We start from the raw sequence: 22,276 nt of genomic DNA, 5'->3' as shown, positions 1-22,276 counted from the left end.
AGCCCGCGGTGCGGGCTGGACTACGGGTCGTCAAGAGCGCCGTTCGTCGTGGACAGCAATGCTTCCTTTGCAAGGGAAGTCCAGGCCAGATTGAAAGGCACTGGAGCTCACTGATCCGTCTGCACGTTATACAGCGCTCAGGGATGCGGCTCACAGGATCGAAAAAGTATTAGTGAGTTAGCAAGGGCCGTTATTGGAGTTTGCCCTTCGGCGTGAACGGGGGTGCGGGGAAAGAGCGCTTGCTGGGATCTTGTCGTAATTTGCAGAGCGAGTGAGGGTGGGAGGCTCTTGTCGTGTCCTGATGGCGAAACCCTAACTCTCTCCGCCTGATCTCGCTTTTCTAGCCGATGATATACCAGATCGCCGAGAAAATTTGATTGGCTTGCAACAGTGAGAAGACTCGCCAATTATCCTGTTTAAGTTGTATCATCCTCATCAACACGCCGGGTACGAACTCCGCGGCGGCGACGGTACTCGACGGATATGCCATGAAGAAGCAGGGCAGGGCTGGTGAAGCGCTGGGAATTTCGCTCGCCTGCGGCGTCGTAGGTGGGCTGTTCGGCTGGGTGCTTCTGGTGCTCCTCACCGAGCCGCTGGCCCGTGTAGCTTTGATGTTCACGCCACCCGCCTATTTTGCGCTCGGCATCCTGGGTATCAGCGTCATTGCTACGCTCACGGAAGGCTCGATGGTCAAGGGCTTCATGGCGGCCGTCATCGGCCTCATGATTGCCACGATCGGCACCGACCCGTTCTCCGGTGTCAACCGCTTCACTTTCGGACGACCCGAACTGCTCGATGGCGTTCCCTATCTCCTGATAATGATCGGCGTCTATGCCCTCAGTGAACTCTACATGCAGGCCAGCGAGGACGACTGGGAAAAACCGGATACCCGTATCCGCATCAAGCTGCCCAACTGGGCGATGTGGAAGCGCCTTTGGCCGGCAACAACCCTCGGATCTGGTATTGGCGCGTTTGAAGGCGTAATGCCGGGCGCCGGCGGCACGATCGCCGCCTTCATGTCCTATAACGAGGCGCGTCGCTGGTCTAAGCATCCGGAGGAATTCGGCAAGGGTTCGCCGGAAGGCGTCGCGGCACCGGAAACGGCCAATAACGTGGTCGCCCTTACTGCGCTGATCCCGACCCTGAGTTTCGGCATTCCCGGGTCGAACTCGACAGCCATCCTGCTTGGCGGCGTGATGATGCACGGGCTGGTTCCGGGGCCGATGCTGTTCCAGCAGCATCCGGACTTCATTTATGGCCTCTATGGCGGCCTGCTGATCGCCAATGTCACGCTGCTGCTCCTCGGCATCCTAATCATGACGCCGTGTCTGTGGCTGGTCGGGCAACCAAAACCTGTCCTGACGGCCGGCATCTACGCGCTCATCTTCACCGGCGTTTATTCGGTCAACAACGATGCCTTCGATATCGCGATCGCGCTCGGGGCCGGCATACTCGGCTACGGCTTGAAGCACTTCCGCTTCCCGTTCCTGCCACTGGTGTTAGGCACCATCCTCGGTTATCTGATCGAATCGTCGTTCCGTCGGTCGTTGCTGGTGTCGAATGGCGACTATGCGATCTTTGTCCGCGATCCCATTTCCGCCGGCATGCTGGGCGTTGCCGTGCTGTTCATTGTTATCTCGCTGGCGCGCAACTGGTACATGATCCGTCGCGAGCGGGAGAAAGAGGACCGGGCCTTCCAGCCTTGACGGTCTGATAGCCAACGTTCCTTCGATAGTTTCTTACGACTGGAGGTCATCATGTCACGCGTCGTCCACATCGCCATCAAGGTCCTCGATCTGGAAGCGGCGACGAAATTCTATACCGAGGTCTTCGGTTTCAAGGAAACCAAGACTGGGCGAAGCCGCGGCCACATCTCGCGCCATTTGACCGACGGGCACATTGATATCGCCCTGATGGTCTATGATGACGAAAATCCCGATGAAGCCCAACTAGCGGGACCCGGTCCGCGGATCCACCATTGGGGTATTTCGGTCGACGACCAGGATGCCGCTGCCGAGAAGATCAGAGCCTATGGCGGTGAGGTGTTCCCGCATCTCGGCAAGGGCGCCTTGAAGTTCCGTGCGCCCGACGGGACGCTGGCCGAGGTCGTGTTGGAAGACCGTTACGCGACGAAGGCCTGAATGGCATGCGGGTGGCCGGAGATCGAAGGCACCCGCAATTGCCATCGCCGCTGCGTGAGGTATTACTGGATGAGTTCTGACGCCAATAGCAGAAAGGCGGTGTGGAGTTCATTCTTTCAGGAACGGCAGGATGAATTTTGCGCTTCAACATGTCACCGAACTGGACCTGCTGATTGCTGCCTTGGCGGCATTTGTGGCTGGCACCTGCAGCGGCATGACCGGTTTCGGCGGCGGGCTGCTCCTGCCGCCGATCCTGGCGCCCATTCTTGGGGTGCAGAACGTGGTACCGGTGCTGAGCATTGCCATGCTGATTACCAATCTGCACCGATTCTGGCTCTATCGTCGCTATCTCGATCGGACGCTGACGCTGGCGGTCCTCGCCACAATGATACCTGCGGTGATCATCGGCATGACGATCTATCTCAGCCTGCAGCACGATACGATTGCGCTGGTGCTGGGTACATTTCTCATCGCCTCTATCCCGCTCGGTCGGTTCCTGGCGCGACGCCGGATGCAGCTGGGGCGATTGGGGCTCTCGGTCGCCGGCGGTTGCGTCGGTGTCGTCTCCGGCACGACACCAGGCGCTGGCATGCTGATGATCCCGGTGCTGCTGGGGGCGGGACTGGCCGGTCCGGCTTTCCTGGCCACGGACGCATCGATCTCGATCTCGGTCAATTTCACCAAGGCCATTGTGTTTGGCGGCCTCGGCAATCTCACGCTGGGCCTCCTCGCGACCGCTGTGCTGATTGGCCTGTGCACAGTTCCCGGCAATTACCTCGCGCGCTGGATCCTGCAGCGGACATCGCTGCGGCTGCATGCGCGGATCATGGAGGTGATCGTCTTCTTTGGCGGTCTCTCCCTGTTGTGGCGTCCTGTATGGGATGCCATTCGATAAGGCCCACTTCCATTCAGTCTGGATTCTGATGCAACGACATTATTGCGGCCTCGATTTTGGCACATCAAATTCGACCGTTGGCCTCGCCATCGGCAACGGCTTTGAGCTTTGTCCGCTGGAAGGGGACAGCGTCACGCTGCCCAGCGCGATCTTCTTCGACTATGAAGACCATAAGGTGCGCTTCGGCCGTGACGGCATCACCGCCTATATCGAGGCGACCGAGGGCCGCCTGATGCGCGCACTCAAGAGCGTGCTGGGTTCGTCACTGATCGACGACACGACATTGATCCAGCGCAAGCGCGTCGCGATGCGGGATGTCATCGGCATGTTCATGCGGCACCTCAAGCAGCTGGCGGAACGCAAGCTGGGCGGTACCGTCGAGCATGTTGTGCTGGGGCGTCCCGTGCGCTTCGTCGATGATGATGATGCCGCTGACCAGCGGGCCGAAGCCGAGCTGATCGGCATCGCTCGGGCGCAGGGCTTTGTCCATGTTGAAATGCAGTTCGAGCCGGTGGCGGCGGCACTCGCCTATGAGCAATCCCTGCAGCGCGAAGAACTGGCCCTGATCGTCGATCTTGGCGGCGGCACCTCGGATTTCGCGGTGGCGCGCCTGTCGCCCGATGGCGCGCGGCGTCATGATCGGTCGCAGGACATCCTGGGGCGGAGCGGTGTCCATATCGGCGGCACCGATTTTGACCGGCGCCTCAGCATCAACCATGTCATGCCGTTCCTCGGCTATGATGCCCTCATCGGACCGAAGAAGCTGCCGATGCCAAGCCATCTGTTCCATGATCTGGCGACCTGGCACCGCATCCCCACTTTGTACACGCCGCAGAACATCAACTACCTGCGCTCTATCCTCTCGCAGGTCGATCAACCGGCGCTGGTCGAACGGTTGATCAGGGTTTTCATCGAACGTCAGGGCCATCGGATTGCCGCCGAGGTCGAGGCAGCTAAGATCGCCTTGTCGGAAAGCCCGGAGGTGAGCTTGCACATTCCGCTCACGCCGCCGGTCGACACGGTGCTTCATCAGGGTGATCTCGACCATGCGGTCTATGATGATGCGGTCCGGATCGTGCGCGCGATCGACCTGTGCTTCGCCGCGGCCGGCGTGAAGGGGGCAGATATCCAGTCGGTATTTCTGACGGGCGGGTCGACTGCCGTACCCGAAATCCGGCGACAGATCCTGGCGCATCTCCCGAATGCGCTTCCAGTGACGGGGGATCTCTTCGGCAGTGTCGGTCTGGGGCTGGCCATGGATGCCGCCCGGAAGTTCGGAGGCTAGCGGTTCATGAGGGCGGGATCAGGGGTGCACATCCTCCGTGAACCATTCCGTGGGCAGATGATGGCCGCGGCCCTTCTCGACCGCCTTGCGATGGAGGAGCGCGCCGAGGGCCGCGAATTGCAGGCCGATGCCATGATAATTGAGGAAACAGGTAATATCATCGGCGGATCTGCGCCCTGGGACATCGCCGCCCACCAATTCTGCCAGCGAGGGCGCCGCGACAAGTCGGCTTGTCCGCGGATCCTGTCCCAACTCCTTGCGCTTCTCCTCGAACACCGCGCCCTGGGCGATCTCGACATGCTGGCCGGTGAGATTGTCCCGGTCATGCACCACGACGAGATCGGCGCGGGCGATCGCCGCCGGCGCAATCTCGCGGTCGCGGATGCTGCCGATATGCATACCCGGCGCCAGCCAGTCCTCGTGAAGCACATGGCTGCTGCTGTTGGTTGCGCAAAGCACGATATCGGCGCCGAGGACAGCTGCTTCCGGCGTTGCGGTGGCGCGGCTGGGAATGTCGAGCTGGCTTTCCATCCTGGCAGCAAACGCCGCGCATCGTTCGGCATTTGGGCTGAAGCAGCGGATTTCGCGCAGCGGACGAACGGCGGCGGCCGCCAGCACCTGTGCCTCGGCCTGCCAGCCGGTGCCGAGAATGGCGAGTTCGGTGGCATCGAGCCGCGCCAGGCGCTGGACTGCGATGCCACTCGTGGCGCCGACGCGCATGCGCTGCACGACACCATCCGGGAAGATCGCCAGCGGTTCGCCGGTTGCCATGCTGAACAGCAGCACGAGGCCGACCCAGCGATTGCCGGGGGCGGCGGGAATTTTGACGCGGCGGCGCTGCGCGCCATCCGATTCCCAGCTGAAGATATCGGAATTGATGCGGATGGCGCCGACATTGAGGTCTGGTTGGATGGCTCCCATCATCTTCAGGACATAGGCGCGGTCGGGGCCGACGCCCGGTCCGACCATGTCGGAGCGGCGGCCATTGATGGCGCTGCCGGCATGCGCGGCGGCGTAGGTCTGGTCGAGAATCGAAACACAATCCCGCATATCGAGCAGAACCTGTGCGTCCTCATTGCTGATGAGAAGGGTCAAGCTATCGGTTCCCCATGCCGGATGATTGAAGAATGCCCGGCGACTATATCCGACGATCAACTCGGGCAACATCATCTCGTCGCTGCAACTGACGAATTCAGAAAGCCGGTGATATCTTGAGCACGACCGTCCATCACGTCGAGCCGATGGCTGACGGCGCCAGCCTGACCGAAGTCCTGGTCGATCGCATGCTGGATCTGTCGTTTGCGCATCTGCCGCAGAAGGCAAAGGACGTGGCCGTCAACGATCTCCTCGATATGGCCGGGAATTGCCTGTCGGCGCGCCAGACGGATTATATGCAGGCCTTGCTGCGCAGCTGCGACGACGTGGGCGATTGCACGGCGATCGGCCATGCGCGGCCGCTGCGGGCGGCGGATGCGGCGCTCATCAACGGCACCGGCACGCATGGCGAGGATTTCGACGATACCTTGGAGGGGGCGCCCATTCGCGTCGGCGCCATGGTGATTCCCGCGGCGCTTGCGGCGGCGGAACGCTACGGAAGATCCGGTGCCGAAACCCTGCGCGGCATCATCTTCGGTCTGGAGATGATCTGCCGCATGAATCATGTGGCGCCAGGCGCCATCCACAAGGCCTGCTTTCACCCGGTCGGTGTCATCGGTGCCATCGGCGCCACAGTGGGCGCCGGCATCACGCTCGGCCTCGACCGCGCGCAGATGGTCAACGCGCTTGGCATCGCCGGCAGCCTTTCATCGGGTCTTCTCGAATATCTCACCGATGGGTCCTGGACCAAGAGACTGCATCCGGGCTGGGCGGCGCAATCCGGCTTGCGCGCGGCGGTGATGGCGCGCGCCGGCTTTAACGGCCCGCGTACCGTGCTTGAGGGTCCGCACGGCTTCTTCCGCGCCTTCGCGCCCAGCATGCAACCGCGTTTCTCCTATTTGACCGAGGGGCTGGGCAGAGAATGGTTGATGGAAGACATCGCCTTCAAGCCTTATGCCTGCGGCACCATGATCCACCCTTTCATCGACTGCATGATCTGCCTGGCGCAGCAGGGTGTCAACGCGGATGACATCATCGATATCGCGTGCGAAACCGGCGAAGGCTTGGTCGACCGTCTTTGGGAACCGCTGGCCTCAAAGCATCAACCACCAACCGGCTATGCGGCGAAGTTCAGTATGCCGTTCTGCATGGCGGTGGGCTTCTTCGATCAGGCCGCGGGTTTGGAGCAGTTCACCGATGCAAAGGCGAAGAATCCTCGAATCTTGAGCCTGGCACGGCGTATCAGCTATGTGATCGACCCCGACAACGAGTATCCGGTCAACTATTCAGGCCATATCCGCGTGACGATGCGCGATGGCCAGATTATCGAACTGCGTCAGCCGCATATGCGGGGTGGCAGACGCGAGCCGCTCAGTCGCGACGAACTGGTCCGGAAATTCCATCGCAATGCGCTTTATGGCGGCTGGCAGGAAAGCCATGCCGACCGGCTGCTCGACTTCTGCCTGACGATCGCTGACCGGGAGTCTCTGGCGGCATTCAAGGACCATCGTATCTGACGGACCCATCCTCTTTCTTAGAACGCCGTGAACCAAGGAATACATAGAATCATGACTTTTATCCCCACCACAGTGACCCGGGCCGCCTGCGCTTTCATCGAGGCCAGCACCTTCGACCGACTGCCGGCGGAAGCCGTGCGGATCGCGCGCCGTTGCATTCTGGACGGCTTGGCGCTGTATGTTGCCGGGAGCGACGAGGAATCCGTTCAGGTCCTGATCGAGGATGCGCGCGATGTGGGCGGTCGTCCCGATGCGCTGTTGCTGGGCGGCGGCAAGGTGAAGGTCCCGGCTGCGCTGGCTGGGCGCGTGCTGGGAACAGCAGGTCACGCCCATGATTGGGATGATACCCAGGTGTCACGCGATCCCGCCCATGTCTATGGCCTGTTGACGCATCCCACCATCCCGCCTTTGACTGCGGCCATGGTCATGAGCCAGAAACTGGGTGGAATCTCGGGCCGCGACTTCGTCAGTGCTTTTATCACCGGCGTGGAAGTGGAATCGAAGATTTCGGAATGGATGCTGCCAGACCATTACAAGCGTGGCCTGCATTCCAGCGGCACGGTCGGCACCTTCGGCGCCGTAACGGTGGCAGCCAAGTTGCTGGGGCTCAAGGGTGAGAAGCTCGCCCACGCCATCGGCATAGCGGCCAGCCTTGCCGCCGGTATCCGCTGCAATTTCGGCACGATGACCAAACCCCTGCATGTCGGCCGCGCTTCCGAGAACGGCATCACCGCAGCCTTGCTGGCAGCGCGCGGCTTTACCGCCGATCCGGAGGCGCTCGATGGACGCTGGGGATTCATGATGGTGCAGGGTGGCGGTGCCACTGAAGCAAAGCTCGCCCAGGGCTTTGGTAATACCTGGTCGATCGTCGATCCCGGCGTCAGTATCAAGCCGTATCCCAGCGGAATTGTGACGCATCAGTCGATGGACGCGATGCTGAAACTGGTGACGACCCACAATGTCGACCCGACCAAGGTCGAGCGGATCGATTTTTATGCCGGCTCGAACATTCTCAACCCGATCCGCTATCCGATCGCAAAGAACCACCTGCAGGCAAAGTTCAGCATGGCCGGGCTGCTGGCCATGATCGTGCTGCGCCGCCAGGCCGGCCGCCAGGAATTCACCAATGCCTTTATCCAGGACGCGGCCACCCAGGACATGCAGCAGCGCATCAAGACGCATCTCGATCCTGAGATCGAGGCCAAGGGTTCGGATATTATCCGCTCGCGTATCGAGATGACCCTCAGGGATGGCACCAGGCTGGTTGAACTGGCCAACGAGCGCTATCGCGGCGGGCCGGACAATCCGATGACGGACAAGGATCTGGAGGCGAAGGTTGCGGCCTGCACCGCTGGTCTGCTCGACACCACGCGGCGCGAGGCGTTGATCGCGGGCGCGTGGGGCGTTGAAAAACTCGATGACGCGGCGAAGCTTGCAGGATTGATCCAGCCATGACCAAGTCCATGATATCCGTTTCCGGACATCTCGCCGATTGGGTCGCACAGCTGACTCCGGATCATCTCGATGCCGCCATGGAGCGCGCCGCCCTCGAGACGATCATCGACGTGCTGGGCCTGTGCGTCGCTGCCCGGGGAGCCGACTACACCCAGGCCACCATGGTAGCCAGCGATGATCCGGGTGATTGCACGGTGATCGCCCATGCGGTGCGCCGCTCGCCCTATGCCGCGGCGCTGATCAATGGCACGGCGGCGCATGGCGAGGATTTCGACAATACCTTCGAAGGATGCCCGGTCCATTCCGGCGCGGTCGTTGTGCCGGCCGTGCTGGCGCTGGCCGAGAAGTACAAGCTAGACGGCGCGCGCACCTTGCTCGCCGTTGCCGCCGGCATCGAAGTCATGTGCCGTCTCGGCCTGATTGCTGATAAATCGGTCCATCAGGCAGGCTTCCACCCGACTGCGGTCCTCGGCACCTTTGCTTCGACGGTAGCGGCGGCCATCGTCACCGGCCTGAAGGCGCCGGCGATCATCAATAGCCTCGGTGTGGCTGGTAGCCTGGCCTCGGGAATCATCGAATATCTCGCGGATGGCTCTTCGACCAAGCGGCTGCATGCTGGCTGGGCTGCGCAATCCGGCTTGCGCGCGGCAGCCCTGGGTGGCGCAGGCTTCACCGGACCTGTCACGGTGTTCGAAGGCACGCATGGCTTCTTCTCCGCCTTCGCACCATCGATCAAGCCCGATTTTTCCCTGCTGCTCGACGGCCTCGGCAAGAACTGGGTCGGCAGCAAGCTCGCCTTCAAACCCTATGCCTGTGGCACCATGGTGCAACCTTATATCGATTGCGCCCTGGCGTTGCGCAAGCGCGGCATTGAGGCGGATGCGATCGCCAGGGTGACTTGCGCTGTTGGCGAAGGTACCGTCCATCGACTGTGGGAGCCGCTGCCGCTGAAGCAGAATCCCCCGACCGCCTATGCGGCGAAGTTCAGCACGCCCTATTGCATGGCCGTGGCCTTCCTGGAAGGCGATGCTGGCCTGGCGCAGTTTACCGAAGAGAAGATCAAGGATGCCGAGGTGCTGAAGCTGTCCGCGAAGATCGACTTCGAAATCGATCCCAAGAACGAGTATCCGAAGAACTACACCGGCCATCTGCGGGCGACCCTGCACAATGGCGAGGTGATCGAACTCAATCAGCCGCATCTGCGCGGTGGCAGCCGTGACCCCCTGTCGCGCGCCGAGTTGGAGAACAAGTTCACCAGGAATGCGTTGTTCGGTGGCTGGTCGGCCATCCGGGCGCAGGCACTGCTGGATTTCGCGGCTTCCCTGCCGCAGCAACGCAACCTGGCTGAACTAGCAAAGGTCGGAGGTGGCTGACCATGGCTGAACTGGATGGAAAAGTCGCATTGGTGACGGGGGCGGCGCGGAATATCGGGCGCGCCATCAGCGTCGCCTTGGCTGAAGCCGGGGCGAGCGTCATCGTCAACACACGTGCCTCCCTGGATTTTGCCCAGGAGACCGTCGACCAGATCAAGGCGGCGGGCGGCAAGGCACTGTTGGCGCAGGCGGATGTGACGGATCCGGTCGCGGTCGCGAAAATGTTGAGGGACGGCGTTGCTGCCTTCGGCGGCATCGACATCCTGGTGAACAATGCGGCGGTAAGAAAAGAGGGCGTCCTGGAAAGTGTCACTCTCGCCGAATGGCGCGAGGTACTGTCGATCATGCTCGATGGCGCCTTCCTGTGCAGCCAGGCCTGTGTGCCGTCGATGCGGTCACGCGGTGGCGGCACTATCGTCAATATCGGCGGGCTGACCGGCCATACCGGCGCCAAACAACGTATCCATGTGGTGACGGGCAAGGCCGCGATCGCTGGGTTCACCAAGGCCCTGGCCCAGGATCTTGCCGTCGACAACATCACGGCGAATTGCGTGGTGCCGGGCCTCATTGAAACCGAGCGCGGTCAGCACAGCGCGGTCAACCCGCAGCATCATGGTGAGCGCGTACGCTTGCTGGGCCGCTCCGGCACACCCGCTGAAGTGGCCGCCATGGTGCGCTTTCTGTGCGGTCCGCGGGCCCGCTACATCACCGGCCAATCGCTGCATGTGAGTGGCGGCGCCGTGATGCCCTGAGCGACGAGGGCGATGCTGGTTCGTTTCAGCGTAGCCCGGATGTCCAGAGAGAGCTCACATCGGGATTGTTGCTGATCGCCATGAGACTGTCGAACAAGCGCTCCGGCTCGGCAATACGGTCTTTCGTCAGCACCAGGAATTTGGCACGCAGTTGATCAGAGCTGAGTGGCTGGTCTGGGCAACCCAGAAAGCTGGTGGCGGCATCTTCCAATTGCCGGCCGTCCCGGAGCGTGATCTTCAGTTCGGTCGGCCCCCGCCTCCCGCTGATGTCGCGCAAAGGTTCCAGTACGATCAGCTCAGCCAGGCGTTTGATGTTGTCGTCGGAAATTACATCTGACCGGAAGCTCGCTGGATCCGCCGGATCCCGGTATGCCGCGACCGCCACCACATAGGGAACGCTGTACTGGACCTGCATGATGTCGCCCGGCTGCCGCGCTGTGTGGTGCGACAACACCTTGTCTGACACATGCAGGTTCAGGGCTGCGATATCATGTCCGGTGAAGCCATGTCGCGCCATCAACGAGCGCAGCATGTGCACAGGGATATGGGCGGTGATGTGGCAGGCGAAGCTCTTGATGGCGAGGCTGCTGGTCTGCCAGCTTGACCCAAGACCCGCCGTCAGCAAGGCTGCGTCATGGTCGTTACAATAGGCTTCCAGCACGCCGAACGCACCGTCGAGCACCGTGTCCGGACCTTCATAGCCGCCGGCCGCGAGCTGGGCGGCGAGGATGCCGGATTCCGCGGCGCGGCCCATATGCAACCGCTTCACCATGCCGCCGCTGCCAGCCTTGCTGAAGGCGAGGAGGCCGGCGCCGAGTGACCCGGCGATCCCCATCGCCTGGGTGAGGTGGCCGGAATCCAGACCCATGAGGACGCCGATTGCAATGGCCGCGCCGAACGGGCCGACAATGCCGGGTGCGTGAAAGCCGCGCTTTTCCGGCGAATGCAGCGTTGCCGTGCCGACGCGGTGCATCACCTCGAAACCTGCGACGATGGATCTGAGCAGATCGCGCCCTGACGCGTGGCAGGCTTGCGCCACGGCCAAAGCGGGAAGGGCCACGGTGGCGCCCGGATGAACGCCGACACTTGGCTGAACCAGGCTGTCCAATTCGAAGGCATGCGATTGGGCGCCCCAGGCCAAAGCGGCCTCGCGGATCGCCGTCAGGCTTGTCGATGTTGCGAGGGGCAAGAAGCCCGCCTTCTCATCAAGCCCGGTCTGCGCCAGGAGGATCTTCGACCACGGCAGCGACTGACCGAACATGGCGCAGGCGATGGCGTCGACGAGGCATTGCTGGGCTCGTTCCAGTACCTGGACCGGAATATCCTCGTCGCGCAGGCCAGCGGCAAAATCTGCCAGGATAGGCGCAGCCGGGTTTGTCTTCGAATTGGCGTGATCCATGTGTCGTGGGTTCCCCAAAAAGGATTCGCGGCGGCACGGGGGCCTGATGTGAAAGCCCCGGCCAATCACGTGGAATCAGAATTCACCTGTCGCAGCTACAAATGTAGCAAGCATCGGAGGGCAACCCAAGCGGTCACCGCGTTGCGACGAAGAAAAGCCGCGGGAAGGGCAGGAGCACGGTGCCGTCAGGCATGGCCGGATAGGCCAGGGCAATGGCAGCTTGATAGCGCTCCAGGAAGGCCGCGCGCTCATCGTCGTTCAGAGGTTGGATGAAGGGTCGCAGGCCGGTACCCTTGAACCATTCAACGACGGCGCCGGCACCGCCGGCGAGCGGATGATGATAGGTTGTCCGCCAGACATCCACCTTCGCCCCGGCAGCACGCAAGGCGCGGAAATACCAATCGGCATTCTGACGGATGTTCGCCCGTGGCGCCGCGACCAGCTTGCCGGACCAGGGGCCATCCGCCGCGGTCTCGCGCATCAGGCGATGGGCCGGTTCGTCGAGATTGTCGGGAATCTGCACGGCCATACTGCCGCCATCGGCAGCTTGCCGAGCAATGCCGGCAGGAGGGCGGCATGGTCCGGGACCCATTGCAGGGCGGCATTGGCGAGGATCACGTCAAAGGGTCCGCGGTTGCGCCATTGCGCGATGTCGCCGATTTCGAATTGGAGGTTGGGCAAGCGCTTCCGCGCCGCGTCGATCATGTCGGCGGAACTGTCCATGCCGATGACAGTTGCGTCCGGAAAGCGCTGTTGCAGAAGCTCGGTCGAATTCCCCGGGCCGCAGCCGATATCCGCCGCCATCGCCACCTTGGTGGTTGGTATCTGTGCCAGCAGATCCCGGATCGGGCGGTTGCGTTCGTCTTCGAATTTGCTGTACTGCGCGGCGGACCAACTCATTGGCATTTCCTCTGATAGTCAGGAAGAAATGTATATAGCACGAACGATCAATGCGCTCCGGGTGTATTCGGGCGATGTTGATGATCTCTCCGGGTTTGAAGTTTCGTGGCGCATCACAGCATCGCGCCAGGCAAAGTCACTTGGGTCGCTGCAGCATCCATTCATGCTGTGGATCGTTCTTGAAGCACCAACGGCGCTCCGGACCTGCCATCACATTAAGGTAGTAGAGGTCGTAACCATGTGGCGCGCCGACGGGGTGGTACCCCCTTGGAACCAGCACCAGATCGCGATTCTCGACCGCCATGGTCTGATCGATGCTGCGGTCGTCGGTATAGACACGCTGAAAGGCAAACCCCTGAGGCGGGTTGAGGCGATGATAATATGTCTCCTCCAGCTGCGTCTCCTGGGGCGGCGTCGCCGTGTCATGCTTATGCGGCGGATAGGAGGACCAATTGCCACCCGGAGTCACCACTTCGACCACCAGAAGACTGTCCGCCACGGCCGATTCCGGCAGGATATTATAGACATGGCGGATATTGCTGCCCCTGCCGCGCTCTTCATAGCCGACGTCCTCCGGCCGGATGAGCCGCACGCCGGATTGGCCGCCGGTCACATCCTGGGCTTGGCCGGGCGCCGAACAGACGGCCAGTTCAAGCTCGCCGATCGCCGTTACCGAAGACGCAACGCCGGCGGGCACGTAGACCGCATAGGGTGCCTTGCCTTCGAAAGGCGTGGATCGTTCGCCGATATGCGCGAACCTTTCACCACCAGCCGCTATGTCAGCATGGCCGCCGACCAGCACCAGGCATCGCTCGCGCCCATCGCCTGGAATGGCGACCTGCTGGCCATCGTGCAACCGATAAAGATCGAAGCCGACATGGCGCCAATGAGCTATCTCCGGTGTAATATGATGGACCCGGCCGCTGGCGTCCGGCGCCTTGGCCTTGACGAGCAGATCGCGGGCGAAACCAGGAGTGCCGATCGATGCCATGGTCGACCTCTCAACTGTCACTGACGCGCAGCTTGGCAGCTTGGGCGAGCTTGCGCAAATGGGCGTTGCCCAGCTCGGCATAGATCTTGGGATTGGCAATGCGCGGATCCTGTTCCGCCTCCTGCACCAGCCAACCTTTGTAATTGGCCTTGGCCAGAATGGCGAAGATCTTGGCATAGTCGACAATGCCGTCGCCGGGTGCCGTGAACAGCCCGCAGAGAACCGCCTCCGAGAAGCTGGTGTCGCGCCGACGGCAGGCCTCAAGGGCATAGCGGCGGATGTCCTTGCAATGCACGTGGACGATGCGGGCGGCATGCTTGCGGGCGACCGCGACGGGGTCTCCGCCCGCGACGGTCATATGCCCGGTGTCGAGCAGCAGGCCGACAGCCGGACCGGTATTTTCCATCAGGCGGTTGACATCCTCGGCGCTTTCGATCGGCGTTCCCATATGATGATGCACCGCCATCTGCACGCCTTGACCCAGCATGTAGTCGGCAACCTCGGTCATCCGTCGGCCCAGGGTCTTCCATTGCGCGGCATTGGCAACTTTCGGCCGCTGCGAGAATCCGGCTGCGACATTGAGCACGATGTCGCCGGTCGTCTCGGCAAAGACCATCACCTTGGCCCCGCAACCTTTCATCAGGGCGAGATGATCGGCCATAGCGGCGATCTCCGCCTTGGTATCGCGCTCCAGCAGGCGCGCAGAATACCAACCGGAAACGAGCTTGAGGTCGTGGCGGTCAAGCAACGCCTTCAATTTCTTGGGTTGGCGCGGATATTTCCTGCCCAGTTCCACGCCGCTGAACCCCGTCGCGCGCGCTTCCCGCAACAGCACGTCGAGCGGGATAAGGTCGCCCAGCCAGGCCATGCAATCATTGGTCCAGCCGATGGGGTTGATGCCGAGAGTGACGCTCATGTGGTTTCTTCCGTTGATCTGTTTGAACAAAATCAGGGGTGGTCGCGACGAGACAGGGGCCTTGTCGTAGGCGGAACGGGCAGCGGAAACCTGTGGCCGCGTCGATACTTCGGCGATCGGGACGTCCCACCAGGTACCGCCCTCGCTGGTGGAATTGAGGGGGTCGGTGTCGATCACGATGACGCTGGTGCGGTCCTGCGCCTTGGCCCGGGCAAGAGCTGCCTCCAATTCGGCGATGGTCGCGACTTTCTCGGCAATGGCACCCATGGCGCGCGCATGGGCGGCAAAGTCGATCGGCACATCGGTCACCTGGCGAACGTCTTCGAAAAGATTGTTGAACGGCGCGCCGCCACAGGCCTGCTGCAAGCGGTTGATGCAGCCATAGCCACGATTGTCGAGCACGATGATGTCGAGCTTGGCGCCGAGCATGACCGAACTCACGATCTCGGAGTTCATCATCAGGTAGCTGCCGTCGCCGACCATGACGATCACACGTCTATCCGGCAGGGCCAGTTTGACGCCAAGGCCGCCGGCGATCTCGTATCCCATGCAGGAATAGCCATATTCCAGGTGATAGCCGACCGGTTCATGGGCGCGCCACAGCTTGTGGAGTTCTCCCGGCAGGCCCCCGGCAGCGTTGACCAGCACATCCTTCGGTCCGGCCGACCGATTGACGGCGCCAAGCACCTGGGCATCGCTGGGCAAGGTGTTGTCGCCGGCTTGGCTGCCGACAGGTGGCGCTGTGCGGCGATCCACGGCGCCCGTCCAGGCCTTGGCGAGCTCACCAGCACGTACCGACCAATTCGCCGGTGCCCGCCAGCCGCCGAGGCTACTTGCCAGTGCTTCCAGCCCCGCGCGTGCATCCGCCACCAGGGGGCAGCGCATTCTGTTTCACAGCGTCGAAGGGGGCCGTGTTGAGTTGGATCAGCTGCGCCCGCGGCCCGAACAGGGCATGCGAACCGGTGGTGAAATCCTGCAGGCGCGTGCCGATGGCAAGAAGGCAATCGGCTTCGCGGGCGAGGGTATTGGCTGCTTCGGAGCCGGTCACGCCGACACCGCCCATCTGCGCCGGATGATCCCAGGGCAGGACGCCCTTGCCCGCCTGGGTTTCCGCGACCGGCAGGTCATGAGCCTCAGCGAATTGCCGCAAGGCCGCTCCTGCTTCGCTGTATTTGACTCCGCCGCCGGCAATGATCAAGGGTGCCTTGGCCGCCCGCAGGACCGCGATCGCGCGGGCCAACTCACCGGCATCCGCGGCCGGCCGACGCCAATGATGGAGGCGCCGGGCAAAGAAGGCGGCGGGAAAATCGAAAGCTTCGGTCTGCACGTCCTGCGGCAGGCACAAGACCACCGGGCCGCAATCGACCGGGTCAGTGAGGACGCGCATCGCCTGCGGCAGGCTGGCAAGCAACTGCTCCGGCCGCGTGATCCTGTCCCAATAGCGCGACACCGGCTTGAAGCAATCATTGGCGCTGATGGTGGGGTCGCTGAAGCTTTCGATCTGCTGCAGGACCGGGTCCGGGCGCCGGTTCGCGAACACATCGCCAGGCAGGAGAAGGAGCGGCAGGCGGTTGACATGGGCAACGGCCGCCGCGGTCACCATGTTGGTGGCGCCAGGCCCCACCGAGGTCGTGCAGGCCAGAATGCGGCGGCGGTTGTGGGCCTTGGCGAAAGCGATTGCCGCATGCGCCATACTCTGCTCGTTCTGGGCGCGATAGGTGGGGAATTCGTCGGCGACCGCACCCAACGCCTCACCCAGCCCGGCCACATTGCCATGGCCGAAGATGGCGAACATGCCCGCCAAGATCGGCATTTCCGTGCCGTCGATCTCGACCATCTGGGCGCGCAGGTAGCGCAGCAGCGCCTGAGCCATCGTCAAATTGAGCGTGGTCATGATGTTTCGTTTCCTGCTAGCGGCGTGGCAGCGGCGCTGTTTCTGCGGGCGCTGCGCCAGACATCAATCAAACGGCGATACCGAACGGCAACTTCATCGACGAATCCGCCATCGCTGAGGTCGCCCCGCAACCACAATTCCGCTGGCTGCGAGAAGACCGAGCGGCCGATCGCAAATCCGCGGCAGATCGGTTGCAGCGCCGCAATCTCCAGGGTGCGGACCAGATTGGGTTCCGGCGCATCCAGCCCCAACAGCAGCACCCCACGGCAATCCGGATCGCAACGGCGCACGACATCGCTGATGGCGGCCCAACCGGCTGAATCGTCGGGCGCCGCCAGCTTCCACCAATCCGGCCGCAATCCGCGGTCATAGTAGCGCTGGATCATGGCGGCGACCATGGCGCCGTCACCCGGTCGTGCCTTGTCCGGGATGATCTCCAGCAGCAATTCATGGCCGCTCTGACGGCAGGCCTCGAACAGCGCCAGCAGGCGATCTTCCTGCGGCCCCCAGATCGCGGTCGAATCGTCCGGCTTCTGGTAGACGAGGCATTTGACCGTGTGTTCCAGCGGCCATTCCCGCAGGATGCTGCCGATGTCCCGGCCACCCTCGAACATCAGCGGGATCTGCTCCGGCAGTTCCACCGGCCGGGCAATCCAATGCCCCCGACCTGTGGCATAGGCAAGGACATCGCTGCCAAATCGGCCATCCAGGATGATGCCAAAGGCGGGATCGGCGCCGAATGCCTTTGCCGCACCGTCATAGATCAGGCGCTTGAGGACCGGGATGCGGGTATGTGGTGCGCCCACCTGATCGGCCAGGCGTTCCAGTTGGACCCGGTGGTCGAAGGCCAGGGCGCATATCTCGGGCAATGCCCGTCGGCGGGTGGTTGTCCAATGCAGGTCGTTGAGGACCGGATCGTGACGCAGCGCCGGCGTAGAACTGGGATGATCTAGGAAATGACGCAACTCGCGCCAGGTCGGACTGGCTGGCGCGCAGCCGTGCCGCGAGACGACCAGGGCGCCACAGGCATTGGCCATCCGCAAGGCGGTCGGAAGCGCCTCTCCCCCGAGCAGGCCACGCAGCAGCCCGCTCATGAAACCGTCGCCGGCACCAAGGACGTTATAAACCTCGACCGGAAAGCCACGATCGACCATGCCCGATTCCAGATCTTCGGGAATGGCATCGGGATAGGCCACGCAACCGAGCGGCCCCCGTTTCATGACGATCAAGGCGCCGGTCAGGGCCCGGATCCGTCGCAAGGCCGCCCGGGTATCGGTCGAACCGCCGGCAATATGGATTTCTTCTTCGGTTCCCACCACGATGTCGCAGGCTGGCAGGATGGATTGCAGATGCGCGCTGGTAGCGGCATCGTCGACGAAGCGCACCTCGCCACTGCCATGCCCGCCAATCCCCCACAGGACGGGGCGATAGTCGATATCGAGAATCGCAAGGGCGCCGTTCGCTCGGGCCAGCTCCAGGGCGCGCCGGCTGGCCGCTGCGAGATTGGGCCGCGAGAAATGCGTGCCAGTCACGAGGACAGCACGGGATTCAGCGATGAAGGCGGGATCGATGTCGGCGCTGTCGAGGGCCATGTCCGCGCAATTCTCCCGGTAGAAAATCAAAGGAAACTGAGTCTTGTCGCGGATTCCCAGTATGACCAGCGCGGTCAGCCGCGACGGATCCGTCGCCACGCCGCGCGTATCGACCCCTTCGACCGTCAATTGCTCAAGGATGAAGCGTCCCATATGCTCATTGCCGACCCGGCTGATGAGAGCCGAGCGCAGGCCGAGCCGCGCCGCGCCAACGGCGATATTGGTAGGGCAGCCGCCCACATATTTGGCGAAGGACGCCATGTCTTCCAGGCGGCCACCGATCTGCTGGCCGTAGAGATCAACAGAGGATCTGCCGATTGTAATGACGTCCAGCTGACGTTGCTCTGCAGACAGGAACTTCATGCAGCACGCGTCGCATCCGGCTTGGTCAGGGGAGCGGCGCGAAAACCTGCCGTTGACTGCCCCGCTTTGCCGCCCCGCGGCCGCGCGGCGCAAGCTTGCGGGACAAGCGTTGCCGCGGCTCGTGATGCATGATGCTGTCGGCTCATCGTTCCAGTGCTCTCCCGGGCAGCGCGTCGCGTTTATCAAGGCGAGGCATGATTCGCGATTGTAAGTTCTGTTCTATTGAGCATAATGGAATGAATTTTCTAAATTTCAAGAATAATCGTGAATCGTGTTTTTTCGACAATCGGAGGGTGATGGCTTATGGCGCGCTTGCGGATCGGTGTTTTTGGTGCCGGCATGGTCGCTCAGGTCGAGCATGTACCGAACCTGTTGCATCTGCGGGAGCAGTTCGACCTTGTGGCTGTGGCCGATCCATCGGCCAAGGCACGCGCCTTCATGGCCGACCGCTTCAACCTCGCGACCGACCCGTCGCTCGATGATCTGCTCGGCCGCAAACTTGATGCGCTGCTGATTGCGGCGCCGGATTTCTGTCATGTCGGCGGGGTGGAGAAGGCACTGGCGGCAGGTCTTCATGTTCTGGTCGAAAAGCCGCTTTGCTACGACCCGGCGGATGCGGATCGCTTGAGCGCGCTTCAGGCCGAAACCGGCAGGATCGTGCAGGTGGCCTATATGAAGCGCTTCGATGCCAGTTATGTGGCCGCGTTGGAGCTGGTCGCCGGACTGGGTGAACGATTGCGCTATATCTCGGTCGAGAAGACCGAACCTGCCGACATCTACCAGATGGGCCATCATCGCTACCAGGCCAGCGACGACGTGGCGCCGGATCTGATCGCAGCCGGGCGCGCCGAAACCCAGCGCCAGGTGACGGCGGCACTGGGCCGATCGATATCAGGCGCGCCCTATCGCGCCTATACCGGCGCCTTCTGCTCGAGCCTCGTCCACGACGTCAATCTGGTCCATGGCCTGCTCGATCATATGGGACTTGCCAAGGTCGAGGTCGCGGCGGCGCAGGTCTTTGCCGGGGCCGAAGGGGCCAGCGCCACGCTGCACGTCAATGGCGCCCAGGCCCTGTGGCAGATGACGCATCTCGCCGTCCCACAGCTTGCTGACTATCGCGAAAGAGTGGCGCTTCACTTTGACGACCGCATCGTCGAGCTGGTTTTCCCGGCCCCCTATCTCAACCATCAGCCCACCCGCCTCTTGCTGAGGCACTCGAAGGGGCACCGCTACGAACAATCGGAGATCCGCGACGGCTATGAGGAACCTTATCTGGCGGAACTGGTGGGCTTTTGGGCAGCCATCATGAATGGTTCGCCAGTGCGCACCGGCATTGCCGATGCGCGCCGTGACATGGTGCTGATTGCCGAGATGGGGCGCCTGGTGGCGAATTCCTAGCGGCGGCGCTGTTTGGCGACCTTGCGGGCGGTTTCGCCGCCACGACCGACCGCGGCCTCAAGCCGGTGCCCGAGCGCCAGGACAAGGGCCACGGCAAGGCAAGTCGTGGCGGTCAGGGAACGAATACCCTTGATCTGCGCTTCCTCGACTTCAAAGCGGATATCGGCCAGCGAGACCAGCGGGCTCAGCCCCTTATCGGTAATGGCAATGATGCGCGCGCCCTGCGCCTTGGCTTGCGCCACCACCGACAATGTCTCCGGTGCATAGGGCGAGAAGCTGACGGCAATGAGCGCGTCCTCGGCCGAGAGCAGGCGCGCCTGCTCGCCGCTCATGCCGCCGATACTGTCGAGAAGGACGGCGCGCTGACCGAGATGACTCAGGGCATAGGAGAGATAGGCAGCGACCGGAAAGGACCGCCTCTGCGCGGTCACTCCGATGATGCGGGCCGTTGCCAGCAGATCCGCGACGCGGTCGAGGTCGACTGACGGAATGTCCCGCCGCAGGCGTTCGAGCGAGGCGGAATCCGCGTCAATGAGTTGTTCGAGCACGCCCTTGGGCGATTGATGGTGCGTGTCGTCGGTTTCCGCCGCGCGGATACGTTCACCATAGCTCACCACGCGGTCGATCAGGCGCGAGCGGAACACCTGCTGCATGTCGCTGAAACCGTCGAAGCCGAACAATTTTGCAAAGCGGATCAGGCTCGATGGCTGCACCTTGGCGCGACCGGCGATATTGGCGACGGTTTCCAGCGCCACGAAATCGGGCATTTCCATCGTGAATTCAGCGATCTGGCGCAGCCGCTTGGGCAATTGATCATGCCGTTCGGCGATTTGCTGCTTCAGCGACTCGTAAGTCCGTTCCACCCTATCACTCCCAGGCTGTGCGGCGTGGTTGATGCCGCGCCCGTCATCCCAAATCAAGGCCGAAACGCGCCGGGAAAATGGCACAAGGACGAGGCAATCATAATGGAAGAAAAGTTCCGGACCGTCCAGTCTACAGAATTTGTCTTCGCTCGACGGCAACAGAGCCGCCCTGGATTTCGGCATGTGCCCCAGCTATGTGCCATGAGCATCTGTCGGAAGAATCGCAGGAAAGCGCCTATTCTCGGCACATCTTGCAGCACCCGCAGCCGTGCAGTCCCACCTGGCGACATCTATCCGCGCCGCGGCTCATGCAGTCACACCAGGAACGAGGGTTGTTTCATTTCCCGTTGCCAGACGGGATATTTGTTCTATAATCAAAAAAAAATAGAATACGGGACCCGCGGGCGACAGAGTTTGTCAACGCGGCCACCAGGTCGGATACAGGGAGCAGCAACAGGTGTCGCACTCGATCTGCATCGGTAATCGTGATGGCTGACAGTCCGGTCAGGCATAACGCTCGACCGGCCGCGCTGCGTGGACCCGGGATCGGGTCGGCCAGGGCTGGTGCGCGCTATCGCCGCGATGGTTTCGTCGTGCTGCCGCAGGTGTTCTCCGCCAGCCAGATCCGCAAGCTGCGAGCCGAGACCGCGTCGATATGCCGGGGCGAAAGAGGCGCTGTCCGAGGTGCATCCAAGGATCTGCAGCGGGAGCCGGACGATTCCGTCATCCGTCGCTTCCTTTGCATTCATCACCCGCACAAGCTTTCGCGCCTGATGCGCAAGGCTGTGATGCATCCGGATATCGTCGATCTGCTGGGCGCGGCCATCGGGCCGACTGTCAAATGCATGCAATCCATGCTGTTCGTCAAAGGACCTGGCAAGCCCGGTCAGCCATGGCATCAGGACGAATTTTTCATTCCCACCCGCTGCCGCTCGCGGGGCGGTGTCTGGGTCGCGCTCGATGACGCGACCGTTGCGAAGGGTTGCCTGTGGGTCATTCCGAAATCCCACACTTCCGGGGTGATCTATCCGACGCGTCCGCTCGCGGATGCCAGGTTCGATGGCAGCCCCGTCGCATATGGCTTCCCGGGTGGTGACAAGATGGCGCGACCGGTACCTGTCGCTGCCGGTGGCGTCGTCTTGTTTAACGGCTATCTGCTGCATCAGTCGCTACCCAATACGACAGCGGACAATTTTCGCCGCGCCCTGGTGTTTCATGTCATGAGCGGGGAATCGCTGCTGCCGTGGAATGACGAAGGGCGGATGCCCCCTTGCGACGACATGCGCGACATTTTCATGGTGCGGGGCAAGGACCCCTATGCCTGGAAAGGCACCACCGAAGTCCTGGAACCCTATCTGCGCGAGACGAGCTACTGATGTCGCCACGGTGGCAGATGATGATCAACCGAAATCGCGAATTGCCGGTCATTCGCGATCTCGGTCCGTGC

Annotated in this window: 16 protein-coding genes and 2 pseudogenes; 10 read left to right on the top strand and 8 right to left on the bottom strand. The window is 62.4% G+C overall.

Translation table 11 applies throughout. From position 1 onward, the window contains the following. Window positions 1-377 precede the first annotated feature (377 nt). From IPK59_10145 to IPK59_10130, 4 genes are all read left to right on the top strand, one after another. Entirely contained in the window at window positions 378-1,706 is a 1,329-nt protein-coding gene (locus tag IPK59_10145) for a tripartite tricarboxylate transporter permease (protein MBK8159097.1), read from the top strand. A 51-nt stretch (window positions 1,707-1,757) separates the two neighbouring features. Then, entirely contained in the window at window positions 1,758-2,141 is a 384-nt protein-coding gene (locus tag IPK59_10140; GenBank protein MBK8159096.1) for a VOC family protein, read from the top strand. A 130-nt stretch (window positions 2,142-2,271) separates the two neighbouring features. Beyond that, a complete protein-coding gene (locus IPK59_10135) occupies window positions 2,272-3,036 on the top strand; it encodes a sulfite exporter TauE/SafE family protein (protein MBK8159095.1) in 765 nt (254 codons plus the stop codon). A gap of 28 nt (window positions 3,037-3,064) precedes the next feature. Next, window positions 3,065-4,321 (top strand): Hsp70 family protein, encoded by a 1,257-nt coding sequence (locus tag IPK59_10130; GenBank protein MBK8159094.1) that lies wholly within the window; start codon window positions 3,065-3,067, stop codon window positions 4,319-4,321. 18 nt (window positions 4,322-4,339) lie between these two features. Here the strand turns inward: IPK59_10130 and IPK59_10125 are convergent, their stop codons facing one another. After that, the gene (locus IPK59_10125) at window positions 4,340-5,416 is read right to left on the bottom strand and encodes an ornithine cyclodeaminase family protein (GenBank protein MBK8159093.1); all 1,077 of its coding nucleotides are present in this window, start codon (window positions 5,414-5,416) and stop codon (window positions 4,340-4,342) included. Window positions 5,417-5,562: 146 nt separating this feature from the next. On the opposite strand from IPK59_10125, the gene IPK59_10120 reads away from it, so the two are divergent. From IPK59_10120 to IPK59_10105, 4 genes are read left to right on the top strand one after another with little or no spacing between them, the layout of a single operon-like run. After that, window positions 5,563-6,933: an MmgE/PrpD family protein gene (locus IPK59_10120; GenBank protein MBK8159092.1), complete on the top strand. Its 1,371-nt coding sequence runs from the start codon at window positions 5,563-5,565 to the stop codon at window positions 6,931-6,933. Between the two features lie 51 nt (window positions 6,934-6,984). Continuing rightward, a complete protein-coding gene (locus IPK59_10115) occupies window positions 6,985-8,388 on the top strand; it encodes an MmgE/PrpD family protein (GenBank protein ID MBK8159091.1) in 1,404 nt (467 codons plus the stop codon). After that, on the top strand, window positions 8,385-9,761 hold the full coding sequence (locus tag IPK59_10110; GenBank protein ID MBK8159090.1) for an MmgE/PrpD family protein: 1,377 nt from the start codon (window positions 8,385-8,387) through the stop codon (window positions 9,759-9,761). Before IPK59_10115 ends, IPK59_10110 begins: the two co-directional genes overlap by 4 nt. Before the next feature lie 2 nt (window positions 9,762-9,763). Next, complete coding sequence (locus tag IPK59_10105; GenBank protein ID MBK8159089.1) at window positions 9,764-10,513, top strand: SDR family oxidoreductase; 750 nt, start codon at window positions 9,764-9,766, stop codon at window positions 10,511-10,513. 25 nt (window positions 10,514-10,538) lie between these two features. Here the strand turns inward: IPK59_10105 and IPK59_10100 are convergent, their stop codons facing one another. The 6 genes and pseudogenes from IPK59_10100 to iolC all read right to left on the bottom strand — a co-directional run bounded on the left by IPK59_10100 (window position 10,539) and on the right by iolC (window position 18,568). Beyond that, window positions 10,539-11,912, bottom strand: a complete 1,374-nt coding sequence (locus tag IPK59_10100; protein ID MBK8159088.1) for an MmgE/PrpD family protein — start codon at window positions 11,910-11,912, stop codon at window positions 10,539-10,541. 133 nt (window positions 11,913-12,045) lie between these two features. After that, window positions 12,046-12,812, bottom strand: a pseudogene (tam, locus tag IPK59_10095) (trans-aconitate 2-methyltransferase). A gap of 136 nt (window positions 12,813-12,948) precedes the next feature. Further along, a complete protein-coding gene (gene iolB / locus IPK59_10090; protein ID MBK8159087.1) occupies window positions 12,949-13,803 on the bottom strand; it encodes a 5-deoxy-glucuronate isomerase in 855 nt (284 codons plus the stop codon). Between the two features lie 10 nt (window positions 13,804-13,813). Then, the gene (iolE, locus tag IPK59_10085) at window positions 13,814-14,719 is read right to left on the bottom strand and encodes a myo-inosose-2 dehydratase (protein ID MBK8159086.1); all 906 of its coding nucleotides are present in this window, start codon (window positions 14,717-14,719) and stop codon (window positions 13,814-13,816) included. Window positions 14,720-14,779: 60 nt separating this feature from the next. Further along, window positions 14,780-16,613: pseudogene (iolD, locus tag IPK59_10080) on the bottom strand (3D-(3,5/4)-trihydroxycyclohexane-1,2-dione acylhydrolase (decyclizing)). Then, entirely contained in the window at window positions 16,610-18,568 is a 1,959-nt protein-coding gene (iolC, locus tag IPK59_10075) for a 5-dehydro-2-deoxygluconokinase (GenBank protein MBK8159085.1), read from the bottom strand. The pseudogene iolD and the gene iolC overlap by 4 nt, the downstream one beginning before the upstream one ends. A gap of 303 nt (window positions 18,569-18,871) precedes the next feature. Between iolC and IPK59_10070 the strand changes: the two genes are divergently transcribed. Further along, window positions 18,872-19,966, top strand: a complete 1,095-nt coding sequence (locus IPK59_10070; GenBank protein ID MBK8159084.1) for a Gfo/Idh/MocA family oxidoreductase — start codon at window positions 18,872-18,874, stop codon at window positions 19,964-19,966. Here IPK59_10070 and IPK59_10065 read toward each other — a convergent pair. Further along, window positions 19,963-21,012, bottom strand: coding sequence for a MurR/RpiR family transcriptional regulator (locus IPK59_10065; GenBank protein MBK8159083.1), 1,050 nt, complete (start codon window positions 21,010-21,012; stop codon window positions 19,963-19,965). The two genes, IPK59_10070 and IPK59_10065, sit on opposite strands and share 4 nt — an antisense overlap. A gap of 305 nt (window positions 21,013-21,317) precedes the next feature. Between IPK59_10065 and IPK59_10060 the strand changes: the two genes are divergently transcribed. After that, window positions 21,318-22,205, top strand: a complete 888-nt coding sequence (locus IPK59_10060; protein ID MBK8159082.1) for a phytanoyl-CoA dioxygenase family protein — start codon at window positions 21,318-21,320, stop codon at window positions 22,203-22,205. Window positions 22,206-22,276: the final 71 nt, after the last annotated feature.

Source organism: Rhodospirillaceae bacterium, from assembly GCA_016712715.1.
In the GTDB taxonomy this organism is placed as follows: domain Bacteria; phylum Pseudomonadota; class Alphaproteobacteria; order Dongiales; family Dongiaceae; genus Dongia.
Note: the sequence above shows the minus strand (reverse complement) of the source record. Positions and strands in the feature narration are given on the sequence as shown.

What these genes read in the sequence shown, in the direction of transcription:
- IPK59_10140 (MBK8159096.1), top strand. Translation starts at nt 1,758, where the DNA reads ATGTCACGCGTCGTCCACATCGCCATCAAGGTCCTCGATCTGGAAGCG.
- IPK59_10135 (MBK8159095.1), top strand. Translation starts at nt 2,272, where the DNA reads ATGAATTTTGCGCTTCAACATGTCACCGAACTGGACCTGCTGATTGCT.
- IPK59_10130 (MBK8159094.1), top strand. Translation starts at nt 3,065, where the DNA reads ATGCAACGACATTATTGCGGCCTCGATTTTGGCACATCAAATTCGACC.
- IPK59_10120 (MBK8159092.1), top strand. Translation starts at nt 5,563, where the DNA reads ATGGCTGACGGCGCCAGCCTGACCGAAGTCCTGGTCGATCGCATGCTG.
- IPK59_10115 (MBK8159091.1), top strand. Translation starts at nt 6,985, where the DNA reads ATGACTTTTATCCCCACCACAGTGACCCGGGCCGCCTGCGCTTTCATC.
- IPK59_10110 (MBK8159090.1), top strand. Translation starts at nt 8,385, where the DNA reads ATGACCAAGTCCATGATATCCGTTTCCGGACATCTCGCCGATTGGGTC.
- IPK59_10105 (MBK8159089.1), top strand. Translation starts at nt 9,764, where the DNA reads ATGGCTGAACTGGATGGAAAAGTCGCATTGGTGACGGGGGCGGCGCGG.
- IPK59_10100 (MBK8159088.1), bottom strand. Translation starts at nt 11,912, where the DNA reads ATGGATCACGCCAATTCGAAGACAAACCCGGCTGCGCCTATCCTGGCA.
- iolB (MBK8159087.1), bottom strand. Translation starts at nt 13,803, where the DNA reads ATGGCATCGATCGGCACTCCTGGTTTCGCCCGCGATCTGCTCGTCAAG.
- iolE (MBK8159086.1), bottom strand. Translation starts at nt 14,719, where the DNA reads ATGAGCGTCACTCTCGGCATCAACCCCATCGGCTGGACCAATGATTGC.
- iolC (MBK8159085.1), bottom strand. Translation starts at nt 18,568, where the DNA reads ATGAAGTTCCTGTCTGCAGAGCAACGTCAGCTGGACGTCATTACAATC.
- IPK59_10070 (MBK8159084.1), top strand. Translation starts at nt 18,872, where the DNA reads ATGGCGCGCTTGCGGATCGGTGTTTTTGGTGCCGGCATGGTCGCTCAG.
- IPK59_10065 (MBK8159083.1), bottom strand. Translation starts at nt 21,012, where the DNA reads ATGCCGAAATCCAGGGCGGCTCTGTTGCCGTCGAGCGAAGACAAATTC.
- IPK59_10060 (MBK8159082.1), top strand. Translation starts at nt 21,318, where the DNA reads ATGGCTGACAGTCCGGTCAGGCATAACGCTCGACCGGCCGCGCTGCGT.